At 49.0% G+C, this 18,963-nt stretch carries 18 protein-coding genes; 10 read left to right on the top strand and 8 right to left on the bottom strand.

The window, feature by feature from the left end; translation table 11 throughout:
* Positions 1-295: 295 nt before the first annotated feature.
* On the top strand, positions 296-1,159 hold the full coding sequence (locus F1E05_RS02310; protein ID WP_150046400.1) for a PEP-CTERM sorting domain-containing protein: 864 nt from the start codon (positions 296-298) through the stop codon (positions 1,157-1,159).
* Positions 1,160-1,235: 76 nt separating this feature from the next.
* A complete protein-coding gene (locus F1E05_RS02305; protein ID WP_150046398.1) occupies positions 1,236-2,036 on the top strand; it encodes a hypothetical protein in 801 nt (266 codons plus the stop codon).
* Positions 2,037-2,145: 109 nt separating this feature from the next.
* On the opposite strand, the gene F1E05_RS02300 is transcribed toward F1E05_RS02305, so the two are convergent.
* From F1E05_RS02300 to F1E05_RS02280, 5 genes are all read right to left on the bottom strand, one after another.
* Positions 2,146-3,153 (bottom strand): SGNH/GDSL hydrolase family protein, encoded by a 1,008-nt coding sequence (locus F1E05_RS02300; RefSeq protein WP_150046396.1) that lies wholly within the window; start codon positions 3,151-3,153, stop codon positions 2,146-2,148.
* Positions 3,154-3,292: 139 nt separating this feature from the next.
* Positions 3,293-4,681, bottom strand: a complete 1,389-nt coding sequence (locus tag F1E05_RS02295; protein ID WP_150046394.1) for a TIGR03013 family XrtA/PEP-CTERM system glycosyltransferase — start codon at positions 4,679-4,681, stop codon at positions 3,293-3,295.
* Positions 4,682-4,731: 50 nt separating this feature from the next.
* Positions 4,732-5,490 carry a S1 family peptidase gene (locus F1E05_RS02290; RefSeq protein WP_150046392.1) on the bottom strand — a complete coding sequence of 253 codons (759 nt, stop codon included), beginning with the start codon at positions 5,488-5,490 and terminating at the stop codon, positions 4,732-4,734.
* Positions 5,491-5,657: 167 nt separating this feature from the next.
* Positions 5,658-6,512 (bottom strand): hypothetical protein, encoded by an 855-nt coding sequence (locus F1E05_RS02285; RefSeq protein WP_150046390.1) that lies wholly within the window; start codon positions 6,510-6,512, stop codon positions 5,658-5,660.
* A gap of 93 nt (positions 6,513-6,605) precedes the next feature.
* Complete coding sequence (locus tag F1E05_RS02280; RefSeq protein ID WP_150046388.1) at positions 6,606-7,622, bottom strand: tryptophan--tRNA ligase; 1,017 nt, start codon at positions 7,620-7,622, stop codon at positions 6,606-6,608.
* A gap of 262 nt (positions 7,623-7,884) precedes the next feature.
* Here F1E05_RS02280 and F1E05_RS02275 point away from each other — a divergent pair, with 262 nt between their 5' ends.
* Together F1E05_RS02275 and F1E05_RS02270 are read left to right on the top strand one after the other, a co-directional pair.
* Entirely contained in the window at positions 7,885-8,649 is a 765-nt protein-coding gene (locus F1E05_RS02275) for a dienelactone hydrolase family protein (RefSeq protein WP_232056750.1), read from the top strand.
* A gap of 14 nt (positions 8,650-8,663) precedes the next feature.
* Positions 8,664-9,092: a DUF4186 domain-containing protein gene (locus F1E05_RS02270; protein WP_150046385.1), complete on the top strand. Its 429-nt coding sequence runs from the start codon at positions 8,664-8,666 to the stop codon at positions 9,090-9,092.
* 47 nt (positions 9,093-9,139) lie between these two features.
* Here F1E05_RS02270 and F1E05_RS02265 read toward each other — a convergent pair whose 3' ends face one another.
* Positions 9,140-9,718 carry a beta-class carbonic anhydrase gene (locus F1E05_RS02265; RefSeq protein WP_150046383.1) on the bottom strand — a complete coding sequence of 193 codons (579 nt, stop codon included), beginning with the start codon at positions 9,716-9,718 and terminating at the stop codon, positions 9,140-9,142.
* Between the two features lie 156 nt (positions 9,719-9,874).
* On the opposite strand from F1E05_RS02265, the gene F1E05_RS02260 reads away from it, so the two are divergent.
* Entirely contained in the window at positions 9,875-10,786 is a 912-nt protein-coding gene (locus tag F1E05_RS02260) for a LysR family transcriptional regulator (protein WP_150046381.1), read from the top strand.
* Positions 10,787-10,932: 146 nt separating this feature from the next.
* Here F1E05_RS02260 and glnA read toward each other — a convergent pair whose 3' ends face one another.
* The gene (gene glnA / locus F1E05_RS02255; RefSeq protein ID WP_150046380.1) at positions 10,933-12,342 is read right to left on the bottom strand and encodes a glutamate--ammonia ligase; all 1,410 of its coding nucleotides are present in this window, start codon (positions 12,340-12,342) and stop codon (positions 10,933-10,935) included.
* A 153-nt stretch (positions 12,343-12,495) separates the two neighbouring features.
* On the bottom strand, positions 12,496-13,809 hold the full coding sequence (locus tag F1E05_RS02250; RefSeq protein WP_150046378.1) for a porin: 1,314 nt from the start codon (positions 13,807-13,809) through the stop codon (positions 12,496-12,498).
* Between the two features lie 428 nt (positions 13,810-14,237).
* Between F1E05_RS02250 and glnK the strand changes: the two genes are divergently transcribed.
* The 5 genes from glnK (at position 14,238) to F1E05_RS02225 (ending at position 18,921) form a co-directional block, all read left to right on the top strand.
* Positions 14,238-14,576, top strand: a complete 339-nt coding sequence (glnK, locus tag F1E05_RS02245; RefSeq protein ID WP_150046377.1) for a P-II family nitrogen regulator — start codon at positions 14,238-14,240, stop codon at positions 14,574-14,576.
* A 21-nt stretch (positions 14,577-14,597) separates the two neighbouring features.
* On the top strand, positions 14,598-15,989 hold the full coding sequence (locus F1E05_RS02240) for an ammonium transporter (RefSeq protein WP_150046375.1): 1,392 nt from the start codon (positions 14,598-14,600) through the stop codon (positions 15,987-15,989).
* A 242-nt stretch (positions 15,990-16,231) separates the two neighbouring features.
* Positions 16,232-16,570, top strand: a complete 339-nt coding sequence (locus F1E05_RS02235) for a P-II family nitrogen regulator (protein WP_150046373.1) — start codon at positions 16,232-16,234, stop codon at positions 16,568-16,570.
* 111 nt (positions 16,571-16,681) lie between these two features.
* Complete coding sequence (locus tag F1E05_RS02230; RefSeq protein WP_150046372.1) at positions 16,682-17,974, top strand: ammonium transporter; 1,293 nt, start codon at positions 16,682-16,684, stop codon at positions 17,972-17,974.
* A gap of 182 nt (positions 17,975-18,156) precedes the next feature.
* On the top strand, positions 18,157-18,921 hold the full coding sequence (locus F1E05_RS02225) for an inositol monophosphatase family protein (RefSeq protein WP_150046370.1): 765 nt from the start codon (positions 18,157-18,159) through the stop codon (positions 18,919-18,921).
* Positions 18,922-18,963: the final 42 nt, after the last annotated feature.

The raw sequence follows: 18,963 nt of genomic DNA, 5'->3' as shown, positions 1-18,963 counted from the left end.
CAGAAGCTTGCACGCTAACCAGTAATGATGCAAGACCACCAGCAAATGCTGCCGCATGAGTAGCATGGCGCCCTGATTTCTCTGATGCCTATCTGGAGACTCAAATATCTCCACAAGCTAAACGGCAATTCCTGAAAAGCAGTATAGTGAGCACATAATCATTCGTCAGTTTTTTTTACAAACCACAGAATTCCCAGCCCCCACCAACAAAAAATATCATTACTTTTCATTAACTTAATAAACTGGCCCATTTAATGCTTTCTCTTATTCGAATTCAATACATTCGGAGCAAAAAATGAACAGCAAATTCTCAACAGCAATCCTAGCTGGCGCACTTTCCGTTCTGGCGGCAAGCAATGCAAGCGCGGTAACGGTACAAAACATAATTTGGGATCCGGACGCGTCTGTCGGCAATCCAAATCAGCCTGCAGATGACTTTATCGGCAAAACCACATATACCCAATGGTTCCAAGCAGCTTCAGCTGAAAACACATTTTCTGCCAGACAAGCCATCAATACGAGCGATCTAGGTAGCCTTACGGGCTTGAGCCTGACCGGTACCGGCATTTTTGCCGAATTCAATGGCATCAACTCAATTAACGGTGACCCATTCCCGGACACCAATCCAGCTGATTTTGCTGATAACGTGCAACTGACCTACGGTTTCGGAGGCATAGTTGTCACCGCTGTCGATCTAACAAATCCAGCGGCACCTGTGTTCACACTTGACTATTCAAACGCATGGGTAAACCTGTATTCGGACGCAAACTTAAATTATGGCAACGCATTGCCAGAGACTAGCGATGCAGTTGACAGCACGTTTGGCACCCCATTCCTCACATTGAAAATTGACACCTTAGACTTAAGCACTGCTGTACTTGGAAGCAACTTGTTTGGGGACGTCAGAGCTTATTTCTCAGTAACTGGTGGCGCTGCTGCGGATTATTTCGACACAAACACCCAAACCAATGCATCAGGCGGCGTGTCAGATCTTTTCTACACCTCCAGCTCTCAGTTCAAAGATGGGGATAACTTCACCACTGGTACCGCAGAATTATCAGGAGACACACAAAAATTACCAGAACCTGCTTCCTTGGCATTACTAGGCCTGGGCGTATTAGGCTTAGGAAAATATTCTCGCAGAAAACTTATTGCCTGATAATCCACAATTTTTCGTATTGTATCGAACTAAAATGCCCTCCTAACGAGGGCATTTTTGTTTGAGGTGAGAAAAAATGAAACGCATCCAATTTATCGAAATCGAGGATCAAAATTGGTGCCCCAAAGAAATCCGTAACGGGGTAACTAATTTTTTAGAATATATAGTCCGAAAATATCACCTTTATCACAGCATTTCTCCAATGCTATTCAAAGCCCTACAGAAAAGCAACCACCCATGCATCATAGACTTATGCTCAGGAGCCGGCAGCGCATGGTTATCTATATTAAACAAGCCAAATAACACATCAAAAGACGCTAGCAACATTATCCACAAAGTAATACTAACTGATTTATATCCTAATCACGAAGCATTCAATCATGCGCGGCATAACTTTCCCGAAATTATTGACACTTGCTTTACCTCAGTAGACGCAACCGAGGTCAACCCCGATCTGAAAGGGTTCCGCACACTTTTTTCTAGCTTCCATCATTTTGAACCATCGAAAGCCAAAGCCATCTTACAAAACGCAGTCGATTGCAAAGAAGGAATCGCTATCTTCGAGAGCACTCAAAGACACCCATTGATGTTGCTATACATGCTTTTTACCCCCCTTATAGTATTAGCAGCAGCACCATTTATCAGACCATTCAAAATTTCACATATAATTTTAACTTATCTACTACCTATTATCCCTCTGGTAGTCATGTTTGATGGAATTATTTCGTGCCTGAGAACATACACAGTGGACGAATTAAATGGTTTTGTTAATGTTCTAAGAAATAACTCCTATCATTGGGAAAGCGGAGTAATGCGCTTTCGTTTTCTTCCTATCGGAATTACCTATCTAATTGGGACTCCCCAATCGATCACTTAACATCAAAGATTAGAAAAGTTAAACACTTAGTAACAAGCCATATGCTTGAGAGCATTATTAGGCTCGCTTGACCATGGAATACAGCAATCTAACTTTTTTACAAGGCGATTCATTGTGAAATAAGTTTAATCATTTTATCTGCTATCGCTTTGTGCAAAACCGTAGTAGGATGAAGCTCATCCCAATAAATCAGGTCATCTCCCAGCCCAAAATCAACCTTATTACATACTTCAAGGCCTATAACCGGGCTAAACAAACAACCTGCAGCAGGCCCTGCAACCAAATTTTGGCCTGACGCATATTTTTTAACCAAGCCAAATACATCAACCTCCATAATACGAATCGGATAATTACTTTTTAATTCTTTGAACATTTTCCGCAACTTTTCATTATGGCGCATTGAACTATCCGTCAATATATCCGGTATATCGGCATTTAAATACAACCCAGCCAATATACTTGCCAAAGGAACCTCACCTAAATCAGGCAAATTAGGAATCAAAAACTGACGAACTCCGGCATGATAAAGACCAATAATAGATAATTTTATTCTAAGAATAACGTCGTCTTCAGATACAGGCCTACCGGAAAGTATCTCATTTATATAATCATTAGCACCACTCCAGACTAGCGCATATGTATTACGCATTGGGGTATTATCTGGCTTTAATACCCGAAAAAAACCTACTTGCCCTAGCAATCCTAACACTTCAAACTTTCCAACCACAGAGTTCAAAACCCCTGATTCCGCTCCGCCGTATGCAAAGCTAACCGCCTGTTTATTAAATATAAGTCGCCAATTCATTCCAAGATCTACTCCCTCAGATGGCTTAACACTAGACCCATCACCAATGTAATCCCATAAATAGTCGGCAACATTCAATCCGTTTGAAAATCTCCTATTGAAATATCTTGTTTCAGGCGGAATCGGAATTATCCCCCCTTCGCGCGTAGTTTTTATATAATCATTCCCTACATCTAATAAACTATCTCCAAAAACAATCAAACTAGATCTTCCACCTGCGTTCACACCTACGCAGAAACCAAAAAACATTACTAAAAAAACTATTACCCTTATCACAGCCCCCCCTAAATTGAATTCCGAAGCATATAACATTCACCTTGCGCCGCCATAATATTACAGAACCATAATCATTACCCATTATTTCTTATCTAAGCCTCGAAAATAAGACACAGAAAAATCATAATAATCCACCTCGACCATCCATTAGCGACCGACTATTACACTTCTAATTTTACCTAGCCCCCTTTCCCCACAGCACAACTTCAACGGTACTCATCATAATCGCCAAGTCTAAAAACAAGCTGTAGTTTTTAACGTAATATAGGTCGTATTGTAATTTTTGCCACGTATCTTGTTCGCTAGCGCCATAGGGGTAGCATAATTGCGCCCAACCGGTAATCCCAGGTTTTACGCGATGCCGCTCTTTGTAGTAGGGAATTCGGGCTTCAAATCCTTCGACAAATTCGGGACGCTCTGGCCTAGGGCCGACAAAGCTCATTTCGCCTTTCAACACATTAAATAACTGCGGCAATTCGTCAATTCTAAACGTTCGAATGACTTTACCCACGCGGGTCACCCTGTTATCTGTCTGACTTGCCCATTGGGCGCCGTGCTTTTCTGCGTCCACCCGCATGCTACGAAATTTGATTACTTGAAACGGGCGGTCTCGATAACCGACTCTAGTCTGCCTATAAAGCACCGGAGCTCCAAAGCCGCTTTCGATATAGATAGCAATCGCGGTGAGTAACATGACCCACCAACTAACCAATAACAGCAGCACACTGGCAATCACGTCGAACCCGCGTTTAATAATCGGCCGCATGCCGTCGTTGACGAACCCATCGGAAAATACCAGCCAACTCGGGGTTAATGCTTCCAGAAACACCAAGCGTTGCTCCCGCTCGTAAAAGGTCTGCAAGTCCATCACGACGACACCGGACATTTTGATGTCCAATAAATCGTCTACCGGTAGTTTCTTGCGTCTATCGTCTATTGCTATAACAATTTCATCCACTTTTTGCTGGGCAACCAGTTGAGCCAACGACAAAGTATCGTTTAATGCAAACACTTCCCCAACTGCTTGCTCTTCGTCTTCCATGGCTAAATAACCGACTATTTCGAATCCTCGAAATACAAATGTGGAATTGACCACATCCAATTCCGCCGCTCGCCGACCGCTTCCTATTACCAATACTCTGCGCTTCAAGTTGTCCAGACTTATAAACCGGTAGAACAAATACCGGGTGCTCAGCATGCCGAAAAACGATACGACGATTGCAGAAATTAACACACTACGAGCCAACATCAGTTCCGGTATCACGTAATAAACGAACACTAAAACGAATATTGCCACGGTAAAACTATAGTTAATCCGCTCGAGTAATTTGTATTCTTCCCGGTCCAGGGATTTCCGATACAAGCCCAATGCGGAGCAACTTAACGAAAACACGGCGGAAAACATTAACGAGGCTTGTGCCATCTCCCACTGCGAATACCAAGACTCGGTGTATAAAAATCTGACGGCCGCTCCGATATGCATGGAGCAATAAAACACCACCCATTCCGCCAACATCAACCATAAGTAAGCAGTCGAGATGTAGTGCCTAAAAATTCTGATCATTCTTGTTGTTCCGAAGGGTCTGGTAGTTAATTTACTCGCGGGAAAGCGACTTACATGAGTAGTTTTCGAATGTGCTCTGCGGGAATCGCATAAGAAATACCGCTGGGATTGCTAATGGCATTTTCTTTACTGCCTTGCACGAACACTTTATTAATGATGCCAACGACTTTAGCATCGCTGATATCATAAAGTGGGCTACCGCTATTGCCGGGATACGCGGTCGCGTCAAGTTGGAATACGTCAAAAGGCGTCGTCAAACTTTTTACCATTTTAAAATTCAATTGCTTACTCGATATGACAGGGATTGCGTTGGGCGATATGGCCGAAACGATACCGCGGTGCGTAACCGGATATAGGCCTAAAACCATCCCAATGGGATAGCCGGTGAATGCATACAACTCGCCTTCCCTAACTGTAGTCGAATCTGCGAGTTCCAGCGCAGGCAGTCGGCCTTGAGTCAAGGTCAAAACGGCCAAATCGTGCTGACTATCGGTTTGCCCCAAACTCACTTCTTGCATCAGTTCGTTTCCGTCCTGCCGATAAAATATAGCAAAACGCTCCAAATGCCCTACGTCTAATTGTTTGCCTACAACATGAGCATTAGTTACCACTTTACGCCCATCGCCAACCGCAAAGCCCGTTCCTAAAAAAACCGCGTTCGGATTCCGCGCCGGCATATAGGTGCCTACCGCAACAACACTCGGCTTCACCTTAAGGATGGTTCCCGGTAACAATTCGCTTCCCGCTTCAGCCCAAGCGCCTGTTCCTAGCAACACACTAATTAAACCGCAAACTAATCTAATACCCATACTTTACAACCTCTACAATAAACTTGCGGCTAATCAGCCTAGGAAATACGGACAAAACCTGTCTCAAAAGTTTGCTTATGATAAGTAGATAGCGCTGTCTCGGGCGAGATTGTTTGTTCCATAGCATCGCAACACCGGCAAACTTGTCATCGAACCGACAAAGCCGATTACATCGTTGACGAGTCGTCAAGTTTGCGCTGCTTGAACACAATCCGTATCACTTTGACGATGCAGTAGCATACAAATACCGCAACGCCGACGACGAGGATATTGCTAAGCTTAAACAATTCAAATATCCAGCGAAAAATACTGTCGCGCACCAACTCATCGTCAATTGTAGAATCACCACGCTTAAGCCCCAGCGTTTCAAAATCATTCAAAGGATTGACAGCCTGGGAGGTCAACGGCTGATATACGCCGCCGGAATCGCCACCTTCCGGCCCGAACAATAAACTGGCCGCAAATTCGCTGTTCAATCCTAGAATAGCGCCGACGCCCTGCAATTGGCCCGGTAAATCGTAACTTTCTAAAGTCGCTTCCAGCCAGATGTCGATTTGTTTCACCTCTAAATAGGTATCTCCCAGAGACGCGAAATTCTCTTCACCCAACACGTTACGGAATTCGCTTTGCAACTCTCCGATAACCTCGTATCCGCTCACCGCTTGAACGCCGATGAAATCCAAATCCGAAACTTGCAAAGGCTTTCGAGTCAGCATCGCCGCAATGGGGAAACGGCGATTCATGTCATCGGCCTCGTGATTCGCACTGGCGGCCGCTTCATGAGACTTGGAAATAGGTTTAGGTTTAGGTCTAGCCGGCATTGCAGCCCTATGCGAAGAAAACTCGCCCTGCTCATCGACATCCTCATCCACCGCCTCAACAACGTTAGGCTTGGACGGCTTAAGCGATTCTTGCGGTTTTTTTTCCTCACCGGCTTTAGTGGGCGGCTTGGTGAACGCGTCCACCCCCGACTGCTGAGTCGATTGCTGCCCTAGCAGGCCTGAGGTGATGTCCAGCGTCATATCGTCTGCACGCACCGTCCCTAAGCACCAAACAATCGGTACAAACTTAATGAGACGCTTCACAATATCACCCCCCTCACAAAAGCCCTATCGCTAACACTGCATAATCGGCGCTATTCCCACCGCTTCGCGCAGCTCCCTCATAAACGGCTGACTGATCGCTCGCGCTTTCTCCGCACCCAGGCATAGCTGCTGCTCGATATGTTCGGGGGCTTGCAGCAAAGCTTCGTATCTCTCACGGGCTGGCGCAATCTCATCGTTTATTTTTTCGAATAAAATTTGCTTCATCTCCCCCCACCCTATGCCCTCCGCATAACGCTGGCGAATCGCGTCGATTTCATGCCGGTTGGCAAACGCTTGATAAATTCCAAACAGCGTGCAGCCTTCCGTTTCTTTGGGCTGCCCCGGCTCCAAGGAATTGGTTTTAATCTTGTTGATGAGTTTGCGCAATTTTTTTTCCGGCTCGAACAACGGAATCGTGTTGTTATAGCTTTTACTCATCTTGCGTCCGTCCAAACCCAATAAGGTCGCCGCGTTATCGTCCAACACGGCCTCCGGCAATATGAAATGTTCACCGTACAAATGATTGAAACGACTAGCAATATCGCGCGCCATCTCAATATGTTGAATTTGGTCTTTGCCGACAGGCACCTGCTGCGCTTTAAACATCAAAATATCCGCGGCCATCAAGACCGGATAGCTGAACAGCCCCATAGTAATGCCCTTATCCGGATCGTTCCCTTGCCCTTCTTCGTTCTCGGCGACCGCAGCCTTGTAGGCATGCGCTCGATTCATCAACCCCTTCGCCGTCACGCAGGTTAAAATCCAGGTTAACTCTAAAATCTCGGGCACATCCGATTGCCGGTAAAACACCGCGTTTTCGGTATCCAGCCCCAAAGCCAGCCAAGTCGCCGCAATTTCCAAACTGGACTGTTTGACGCGAGCCGGCTCATGGCATTTGATCAACGCATGGTAGTCCGCCAAAAAATAAAAAGGTCTGACCTGCTCATCCTTGCTAGCATTAATAGCAGGACGAATAGCACCGGCATAATTGCCTAAATGCGGTGTACCTGTTGTGGTAATCCCGGTCAGAACGATGGATTTGCTCATATACTTACCTGTGCACTACAGACTAATAGTTGATAAATACTTGGATTCTACACAAATCCGCTTGCTTAGCCGAACATTAACGTCGGATTAACCGATGGAGCAACCATGTCGCGGCAAGACCCGACAATCGGCCCGAGGACGCTGCTATATCTTGGCTAGCCAAATTAACCGGCAACACGCTTTTTTTAACGGCTTTCAGCAGTCATTCGCTGGATCAAACCACCCAAGGAGGAAACTCGGCATGCGATACACGCTTTTAATCATGACGCTGCTCTTTAGCTACGCTACCTTTGCCGCCTTACGTACTGAAACGATTGAGTACCGGGCAGGCAACACCCGTTTAAAAGGCTATTTAGCCTGGGACGACACTAAAGGAGCACAACAGCCTGGCGTGCTGGTCGTGCACGAATGGTGGGGCTTAAACGACTATGCCCGTAAACGCGCAGAGATGCTTGCCGGGCTCGGATATACGGCTATGGCTTTAGACTTGTACGGAGACGGGCGTCATACCGAGCACGCCAAGGACGCCGCTGCATTTATGAACAGCCTCGCCGCTTCGCCGAGCGCGATTCGACAACGTTTTGAAGCGGCAAAACAACTGCTCAGCCACAGGCCCCAGGTAAACCCCGGTAAAATAGCCGCAATTGGTTATTGTTTCGGCGGCGCAACAGTGTTGAATATGGCTAGACTAGGCTTGGACTTAGCCGCCGTGGTGAGCTTCCACGGCAATTTAACCACCCAAACGCCCGCCCGGCCCGGGCAAATCAAGGCCAAAATACTGGTGTTAAACGGCGCGGACGACAGCTTCGTAACAGCCGATAGCATCTTGGCGTTCAAACAGGAAATGACTGCGGCCGGCGCTGATTACCAGTTTATCAACTATCCGGGCGCTTTACATGGCTTCACCAATCCGGACGCCGACCGGATGGCGAAACGCAATGGACTTCCGCTGGCCTACAACGCCGAAGCCGACAAACAGTCTTGGCTAGCCATGCAAGCACTGTTTGCCCAAGTGTTGCATCCTTAATCTTTCCGCCCGTCATGCAGCATTATGACCGCCTATTCGCGCGATTGGCGGCGTCGGAGTTTCGCAGCCGCTTTCGCCTTAACCAGCCAGATTGGCGCTATCTGCATCACAAGGGTTTGGTACGGATCAGCCGGCACGCCAGCGAATTGGTTCGCCGACGCTTGGCTCCCGCCGTCATTCCTAACGACGGCAAACAAACGCCCTACCATGGCCATCCGGTATTTACCGCACAACATGCTACTGCCTGTTGTTGCCGCGGCTGTTTACAAAAATGGCATGGCATCGCTTGCGGATCCGCCTTAAACACCGACGAACAAAGTTATATCATCGAGGTGCTCATGCATTGGCTGCAACGGGAGCTGGAGAACGGCATCAACCGCCATGGCAACGAACACCACGATTCTGCACCTCACCAGTTCGACTTGTTCAGCTTCGATGTTTGACAGCTGAAAGCGCGAAACCGATCTTAAACCGGTTTCGCTTATCTTCCTTACCCGGCTGCGCCAGCTGCGCTAGCTTCCGGCACTTCTATCAAGCTACCGGTTTTAACGTCGTATACATAGCCATATACCGGAATGTTAGCCGGCACAAGGGGATGCGCTTTGATCCGCTTTACATCTTCCAATACACTCTGCGCTTGATTTTTAATTGTCAACCAGTTGATAAACTTACCGTCCGTGGAACCCGGGCCTTCCCCACCGTCGTGCCAGCCGGACGCATCGATACTGGCGGTCTTCAAACTGCTAGCCAATAAGTCGCCCATGATTTCATTCGTGAAGGTTTCCATGCCGCAATCAGTATGGTGAATGACGAACCACTCCTTGGTCCCCAGCAATTTATATGAAATCACCAACGAACGGATTGCATCGTCGCTGGCACGGCCGCCGGCATTTCGAATGACGTGAGCATCTCCTTCGGATAGCCCGGCATATTTTGCCGGGTCCAATCGTGCATCCATACAAGTCAAAATAGCAAATTGACGTGCCGGAGGCATTGCCAAGTCGCCTTTGTTGAACCCAGCTACGTACTCACGGTTCGCCATTAATACTTCGTTCAGTATCTTGCTCATAATTATTATCCCCTGGTGTGAAAAAGCGTCCGGCTCCCAATATTACTGCCGGACGTAGTAAGGACTATCTCCGACGCAGATTTTATACATACTTTATTTTGGTTTAAAGACACGACAAGGTTTATAAAATATAAACTTTTGGTTTATATTATTAACATGGACAAATTCAACAACATGCACGTTTTCTGCCGCATAGTCGAGCTAGGCACATTTTCTGCTGTAGCCAAAGAGTTGAAAGTCTCCACGATGATGATCAGCAAATACATCGCACAATTGGAGGCTTCGCTAGGTGTGGTCTTGTTAAACCGAACCACCCGCAGCCTCAGTTTGACCAGTGCCGGCGAAGCCTTTTACAACCGCGGAAAGCAACTGTTGGAAGATTTGGCGGAATTGGAAGCCTCAACCGCACGTCTGGGAGAAAGAATCAGCGGCCAACTCAAAATCAGCGCACCTATCGACTTCGGCGGCATTTACATGGTGCCTGCTATCGAACATTATCTACGCCGTTATCCGGATGTCAGTATCTTAATGACGCTGGATAACAAGCCACCCAATCTACGCGACGGCAGCTTCGATGTTTCTCTTTTGGTAACCGACAAACTGGACCCGGGCGTCGTAGCACGCAAGATTGCCGAAACAGAGTTATGCACCTTCGCCTCGCCGGCTTATCTTAAGTTGAAAGGAGAACCGACCAGCATAGATGAATTAACCAAACACCAATGCTTGCATTACCTGGACACCCCGCACGGGGATTTCTGGCTTTTCGACGTAGCCGGCGAAACTCGTCGGGTTAAAACGCAATGGCTATTGGCCTCCAATAACGGCCGCGCCCTATGTCAAGCTGCAGCCTTGGGCATGGGCATAGTACAAGCGCCGCGCTTGTCGGTAGTATCGTATCTGGACAACGGCGAGTTGGTCGAAATACTGCGAGCCTACCGCCGACCAGCAGTTTCCATATACGCAACCTACCTACAACGGCGTTTTTATCCGGCTAAATTGACCAGTTTCATCGATTTTCTACTCGCTTATTTCGAGCAACCTCCTATCGTTCGGCCACCCGAGCAGTAAACATCACGATAAACGACGCCTTATAAGCAAGGGACCACGCTCCCTTAAGTGAAGAAAGGCCTAAACTCCCGCACAAAAAACCCCGCAAAGCCTAGAAGGCTTGCGGGGTTTTCAACCTCTAACGTATTAAGGCTAGATGGAGGCGGTTACAGGCTGTAGTACATGTCGAACTCAATCGGATGAGTGCTCATGCGTAAACGCTGTACGTCTTGCGATTTCAGATCGATATAGCCGTCGATGGCATCGTCGGTGAATACACCGCCGCGGGTCAAAAACTCGCGGTCCGCATCCAAGGCTTTCAAGGCTTCGTCCAGCGAGAAGCATACCTGCGGAATGGCTTTTTCCTCTTCCGGCGGTAGGTCGTACAAATCTTTGTCCATCGCGTCGCCCGGATGGATTTTGTTTTGAATACCGTCTAAGCCGGCCATCAACATGGCAGAGAAAGCCAAGTATGGGTTGGCGGTCGAATCCGGGAAGCGCACTTCGATACGCCGCGCTTTCGGGTTGGTGACGTAAGGAATACGGATGGACGCAGAGCGGTTACGCGCTGAGTAAGCCAACATTACCGGTGCTTCGAACCCCGGTACCAAGCGCTTGTAACTGTTGGTGGAGGCGTTGGTCAAGGCGTTGATCGCTTTGGCGTGTTTAATAATGCCGCCGATATAGTACAGAGCGGTTTCGGACAAGCCGCCGTACAGATTGCCCGAGAACAGATTGACGCCGCCTTTGGACAGAGATTGGTGCACGTGCATGCCGTTGCCGTTGTCGCCGACCAAAGGTTTCGGCATAAAGGTAGCGGTTTTGCCGTAAGCGTGCGCGATATTGGCGATGACGTATTTCAATTCCAATACTTCGTCGGCTTTCTTAACCAAGGTGTTGAATCTGGAGCCGATTTCGCATTGGCCGGCAGTCGCCACCTCGTGGTGATGCACTTCAACGGTTTGTCCCATTTCGCCCAAGACCAAGCACATCGCTGAACGCATGTCCTGGAAAGAGTCGACCGGCGGAACGGGAAAATAACCGCCTTTTACGCCCGGACGGTGGCCAATGTTGCCGTTTTCGTAGACTTTTTCGGAGTTCCAACCGGCTTCTTCGGAGTCGACTTGGTAAGAGCAACCACCCATGCTGGCACTCCAACGTACGTCGTCGAAAATAAAGAATTCGTTTTCGGGGCCGAACAGGGCGGTGTCGGCAATACCGGTAGATTGCATGTAGGCTTCGGCGCGTTTGGCGATGGAGCGCGGATCGCGACCGTAGCCCTGCATGTCTTTGGGCTCAATGATATCGCAGCGCAAAATCATTGTTTTGTCGTCGAAGAATGGATCGATTTTAGCGGTGCTGGCGTCCGGCATCAGAATCATGTCGGATTCGTTGATGTGTTTCCAACCGGCAACGGAAGAACCGTCGAACATTTTGCCTTCTTCAAAAGTGTCTGCGTCTACGGCGTGAGCAGGAAAAGTCACGTGTTGCTCTTTGCCGCGGGAGTCGCAAAAACGAAAATCAACGAATTTCACGTCGTTTTCTTGCATAAGTTTGAGTGCGCTATCTACTGACATCGGCCAAAATCTCCTACTGGTTTAATTATTAGTGATGGTTAAAAAACGATGCTTACGATAGCACCAATCAGTGGAAAGAGCTATAGAAATCAATGCCTCCAGCTCGGCTGACCGAACGGGAGGCTTGGTTTGATTTCTAAAGCGGCGGGCTAATTAGAATGTAACGATGAAATCGGCGGTAACCAGAAGCTGGTTACGGCCGTTGCCGTTGTCGAAAGCTTTGACGTCGTCGGTAAAGTCATAGCGAACGTTAGGACGTAGATTCAACCACGCCATCGGTTTATAGCTCAACCCTGCAGTAATACCATAATAACTGCTACCGGCAAGCGGGTAGCTGGTAGCGTTGGGGCAGGCATAATTGCTGCCGATGTTTCCCGCAGCCGCAAAACAGCGGCCGGGTCCGTTGATGCGATAACCGTTATGGTCGCGGAACCATTCCGCCCGTAAACCGGCGGATAGCTTGTCGTTGACATCGTAAATCAGATAGTTGTTGATGCCGTACCATTCGGCGTCGCCATTGTCGGACAAAGCCCCTACGTTATCGGCAAAACCATGATCGTGCTGGATTATGTAATGCAGGTTGTCCTTGAAATCGTGTTTGCCGACAACGCTGTACATATTCCAAGCACCGCTGTTATTCTCCGCCACTTCGCCTGCGGTAGAGGTAACCGCCAAAGACGTTCCCGCGTCGTTGCTGGTCCAGGTTACGCCGCCCAAGAATGCCCAGTTGCCCAAGCCACGATCGAAGTTGCCGTCCCAACCGCCGGTATTGCTGCCGGTTACCGCGCCAGCGGAGATATTCCAATTATCGTCTATCGAGTAGTTGGCCAAGATACCGGTGTGGGTGAAAGGCTCGCCGTACTGCATGGTGTAGGGCTTGGTGATGAAGAAGTTGTCCGGCGAGGTTACGACTTCGTAGCCGATGATGGTGTAAAAGTGTCCGACTTTTACGTCAACCCCGGTACCTATCGGCAAATTGAATTCGGCGTAGGCTTGCGGAAACGCAATGCCGTAAAAGCGCTCGTCGCGGCCGTTGATGTGCAAGTCCCAGTTACCGCGGTTCACATAAGCGTTACCGTAGGCTTGGGTGAAAATGGCGTCGGTACCGTACATGAAGTCGAATCGACCGCCAAAATCAAATTGATCGCCGCTTACATTCACTTCTTTTTGGAAATACAAATACAGCTGATTCATCTGCACTTCGCCGGTGCGATCGTTAAACGTGATCGGTCCGTTGAAACCATCGCTGTGGCTGCCGCTCATGTTTGCACTGATACTGCTGTTAACCCAGCCGCCGAATTTCAGATTGTTGTTTTTCATGAAACCGAGCTCATTCGGATCCGCGCCCAACGCGCCCAGAAGACCCGGAGCCTCCATCCAATTATCGCCGGCATAAACGGTATTTGCCGCTAGCGTTAATGCGATTGCCAGATATGTGCGGGGAAAGGTAATAGGTGGTTTTATCATAATTTTCTCCGGTAAATGCTCACCCATAAACGCAGCATTTACCATGCCAAAGACAAAGAGCATATTTATCAATAGCTTGAAGATATAAGCCCTACTCAATCCATTCTGATCGCACAAACTTAGTGCATCAAGTGCACCACTTTTGTTGCTAAAAACCAATTTTTTGTTGTTGCGCAACAAGAATTTTAAGCAAATTAGCCTAAAAACGACAAAAAACAACAGTGCTTGAGCACAAAACCCGGACACTAGCTCCAAAATAAAGCAAAACGTACCATTTTGGTGCTTTGAAATGGAAAATTCTGAACCTCCCAGACAAAAGCCTTTATAAAACAGCTGCTTCAATACTGGTATGCTCTTTGCTTTTGAGAATAGCGTTATTTACGAAACCCCAGGGGTAATTTGGCCATGAACTTAAGAGGTATGCATTTATGAAACTTATAACAGCGGTAGTAAAGCCATTTAAGCTGGACGATGTGCGCGAAGCACTGTCCGACATTGGTGTATCGGGTGTTACCGTGACTGAAGTAAAGGGTTTTGGGCGTCAAAAAGGCCATACCGAATTATATCGTGGCGCGGAATACGTCGTGGACTTCCTGCCCAAGGCAAAAATCGAAGTAGCCGTAGCGGATAATCTGGTCGATCAAGCGGTAGAAGCCATAGTCAAAGTGGCCAATACCGGAAAAATCGGCGATGGCAAGATTTTTGTCGCCAATTTGGAGCAGGTTGTGCGAATTAGAACCGGCGAATCCGGCGAAGAAGCCCTTTAAACCATTAGCGAGGATAAAACAATGAAACAAATTTACCTAACTGTTGCGTCGCTCGTGCTTGCGGGGTTTTGCGGGGTTAGCTATGCCCAGGAAGTTGCAGAGCAAACAGTTGATAAAGGCGATACCGCTTGGATGCTGGTATCGACTTTGCTGGTTACTCTGATGGTCATTCCGGGGCTGGCGCTGTTTTACGGAGGCATGGTACGGGCAAAAAATATGCTTTCGATACTGATGCAAGTATTCGTAATTTTTTCTTTGTCTGCCATTTTGTGGGCAACCTACGGCTACAGCGTCGCATTTACGGAAGGAAATGCTTTTTTTGGCGGTTTTAGTAAGGCATTTTTAAGCGGCGTCACACCCGAGTCTCTTGCCGCCACTTTTAGCAAGGGCGTGTACGTCCCCGAATATGTTTACATTGCATTCCAATTGACTTTTTCGGCCATAACGCCTGCATTGATTGTTGGCGCTTTTGCCGAAAGGGTTAAATTCTCGGCAGTTCTAATGTTTACCGTCCTCTGGTTTACATTTTGCTATTTACCCATGGCTCACATGGTTTGGTATTGGGCCGGTCCGGACGCCTATACCGATCAAGCGGCCGCGGATGCCGCAGCAAGTACCGCAGGCTTCCTATTTCAAAAAGGCGCACTGGATTTCGCCGGCGGCACCGTAGTCCACATTAACGCCGGCATCGCCGGTCTGGTTGGCTGCTTAATGATCGGCAAGCGCATTGGCTACGGCAAGGAGTTTATTGCTCCGCATAGCTTGACCTTAAACTTGGTGGGAGCTTCTTTGCTGTGGGTCGGCTGGTTTGGATTCAACGCGGGTTCAAACCTGGAAGCAAACGGACTGGGAGCCATGGTTTTTCTAAACACCATGCTGGCCGCCGCCGCCGCCACACTGGGCTGGATGGGCGTGGAATGGATGGCCCGCGGCAAACCCAGCATGCTGGGCGCCACTTCCGGTGCAATCGCCGGTTTAGTAGCCATCACGCCGGCGTGCGGATGGGCCGGACCAATGGGCTCAATCTTCTTGGGTTTGATAGCCGGGGCTGTTTGTTTCTGGGCCGTAAGCGGATTGAAACACTCTTTAGGATATGACGACAGCTTGGATGCCTTTGGCGTCCACGGCATAGGCGGCATCATAGGCGCACTGGGAACCGCAATCGTAGCGAGTCCGGCTCTTGGCGGCTCAGGCGTATGGGATTATGTATCCAACTCTGTCGCCGAGTACGACATGGCTGCACAATTGGGCAGTCAGACATGGGGCGTGATGACGGCGATTGTATGGTCGGGAGGCGTATCGTTTTTAGCCTTCAAACTCACCGACATCATGCTGGGTTTGCGCGTCGACGAGGCTTCCGAGCGCGAGGGCCTGGATATAACCACGCACGGCGAATCCTCATACAACCTCTAGTTGCAGCAATTTTAAACACTGTAAAGCGGACCGCCTCACTGGGGAGGTCCGCTCCGGATTGCCGAATCTCACTAGACATTGTTTCCGCAACTAAAATTGTATGTTGACCTAGAATTTTTTATCATTCCCATAAGTTTTGATAGCGTGCCTACTTTCTGTTTGATTGCTATCTCTACGTTATCATCTAGTACTAAAATCAAGCCGATAAGTGGCATTTTTACAATTCATTTTTTGGGGAAGCGATGAAATTAATAACCGCGATTATCAAGCCGTTTAAATTGGACGATGTACGCGAAGCGTTGTCGGATATCGGTGTAGCCGGGGTAACCGCCACGGAAGTTAAAGGTTTCGGCCGGCAAAAAGGGCATACGGAACTTTATAGGGGGGCCGAATACGTGGTCGATTTTCTACCTAAGGTCAAACTGGAAATCGCTGTAACGGAAGCCATCGTTGACCAAGCGGTCGAAGCTATCGTCAAATCCGCCAACACCGGGAAAATCGGCGACGGCAAAATATTCGTAACCAACCTGGAACAAGTTATCCGTATCCGTACCGGAGAAACCGGGCCGGACGCTATTTAGCGCTAACGCAGCCGTTTCGATCACCACAAAATCGCCGGGCCGTAAGGCCCAGGCGATTTTGTTGTTTTAATCGGCGGCAATAATCATGCTAACCATCCACCAATCACCACCATGACAAGAATAATAAAAATCGTATTGCCGGCTTTACCGGCTTTCTTGCTGCCGAATTCAGCAATGGCGGCCACCCTCAATCAAGCAAATACGGCCTGGGTGTTAACCTCTACCGCCCTGGTGTTGTTCATGACAATACCCGGCTTGTCGCTGTTTTACGGCGGTTTGGTACGCAGCAAAAACGTTTTGTCCGTATTAATGCAATGCTTTTCCATTACCTGCTTGGTATCCATCCTCTGGTTGGCAGGCGCTTACAGCTTTATTTTCGCCGACGGTGGAGACTGGCAAGGTTTTATCGGCGGAGCGGAAAAAATGTTCGTGCCGGACATGGGCACTGCCTCTCTGACAGGCGATATTCCTGAAACCGTATATTTCATGTTTCAGATGACCTTTGCGATTATCACGCCCGCGCTGATCGTCGGCGGTTTTGCCGAGCGCATGAAGTTTTCTTCGATGTTGTGGTTTAGCGCATTATGGTTGATTTTGGTATACACCCCGGTTTGCCATTGGCTATGGGGCGGCGGCTGGCTGGCCCAACTTGGAGCCAAAGATTTTGCCGGCGGAATCGTCATTCACGTGAATGCCGGCGTCGCCGCTTTGGTCGCCGCTTTGGTCATGGGTCCAAGACGCGGCTTTCCGACGACGGCCATGCCTCCGCACAACATGACCATGGTGGTGACCGGCGCCGGTATGCTGTGGTTCGGTTGGTTCGGCTTCAACGGCGGCAGCGCCTTGACGTCCAACGGCAATGCCGGTATGGCTATCGCCGTTACCCACATCGCGGCCGCAGCAGGCTCGTTGACATGGATGTCTATCGAGTGGCTACGCTTCGGCAAACCCAGCGTGTTAGGCATCGTTACCGGGATGGTGGCCGGCCTGGGGACGATCACCCCGGCGTCCGGATTCGTTGGCCCGTTCGGTGGCTTGGTAATCGGCATCATCGCCGGTACGGTATGTTTTTACGCCACGCAATACGTTAAGCGCCGTTTGAAAATCGACGATTCCTTGGACGTCTTTCCGGTGCACGGCGTCGGCGGCTGCATAGGCTCGATATTGACGGGTGTTTTTGCCGCCGACAGCTTGGGCGGCTTGGGTCTTGCCGGCATTAGCATGCAAGAACAAGTCGGGGTGCAAGCCTTAGCAGTATTGGCTACAGCGGCGTGGAGCGCTGTATTCAGCTATTTAGCACTTAAAGTGATCGATATGGCCATAGGTTTGCGGGTCAGCGAAGATATCGAAGTCGAAGGCCTCGACATCGGCTTGCACGAGGAAACCGGATACCACAACTTGTAACGCCCTGATTACTCTCCGCACCTTGATATTCGGCAGCGCCGTCTCTGTCGGAGGACACAGGTACAGATAAATCCGTGCAACCCATGCCGCCAAGACCTGTGCCCTCTGTTGCCGAAATTCCAATCTCGGCAAGTCTCGATTGCCGAGATTGCGCCGCAACCGCATAACCTTAAGGAAGCAACATGCCGATAAATTTGAATTCGTTGGAAAATATCGTTCGCCAAGCAGGCAGCTTGGCGATGGAGCATTTTGGAAATGTCGCTCAACTGGCGGTAAACAAAAAAAGCGCCAGAGATCTGGTGACCGTAGCGGACGTCGCGGTCGAAAACTTTCTGAAGCAATCTCTCACGGAATTATGTCCCGAATACGGGTTTTGGGGGGAAGAAAGCGGCCAGTCGGCCAATCAACTGAACCGCTGGATTGTCGATCCTATCGACGGTACGCATTCTTTCGCTAAAGGTCAGTATTTCTGGGGTATTAGCGTCGCTTTGGAACTGGCCGGCGATCTGGTGATGGGGGCCGTTTACGGCCCGGCCTTAGACGATTATTACTGCGCGGAAAAAGGCAAAGGCGCATGGAAAAACGCACGGCCGATCACGGTGTCCACGGAGGTCAATTTGGCCGACAGCATGGTTTCTACCGGTTTCGCTTGTTTGCGGGACTATCTGGATGCCAATAATTTGGCCAGGTTTTGTCGAATCGCCCAAGTGACTACCGGGCAACGTCGTTTCGGCTCGGCCGCGCTGGATTTATGTACCGTGGCCGACGGTCAAGTGGATGCTTACTGGGAACAGGAATTAAATCTGTACGACGTGGCAGCCGGAGCGCTGATAGTCATGGAAGCCGGCGGAACGGTTACCGATTTCGGCGGTGTGCCGGGCGTGTATCCGAAACAAATACTCGCTACCAACGGCCATTTGTTGCCGCAAATAGTGCCGCTGATGTAGCCGGCAAGCCAACAACACACTTCTAACGAACTGGATACGGCC

Source organism: Methylomonas rhizoryzae, from assembly GCF_008632455.1.
In the GTDB taxonomy this organism is placed as follows: Bacteria; Pseudomonadota; Gammaproteobacteria; order Methylococcales; family Methylomonadaceae; genus Methylomonas; species Methylomonas rhizoryzae.
Note: the sequence above shows the minus strand (reverse complement) of the source record. Positions and strands in the feature narration are given on the sequence as shown.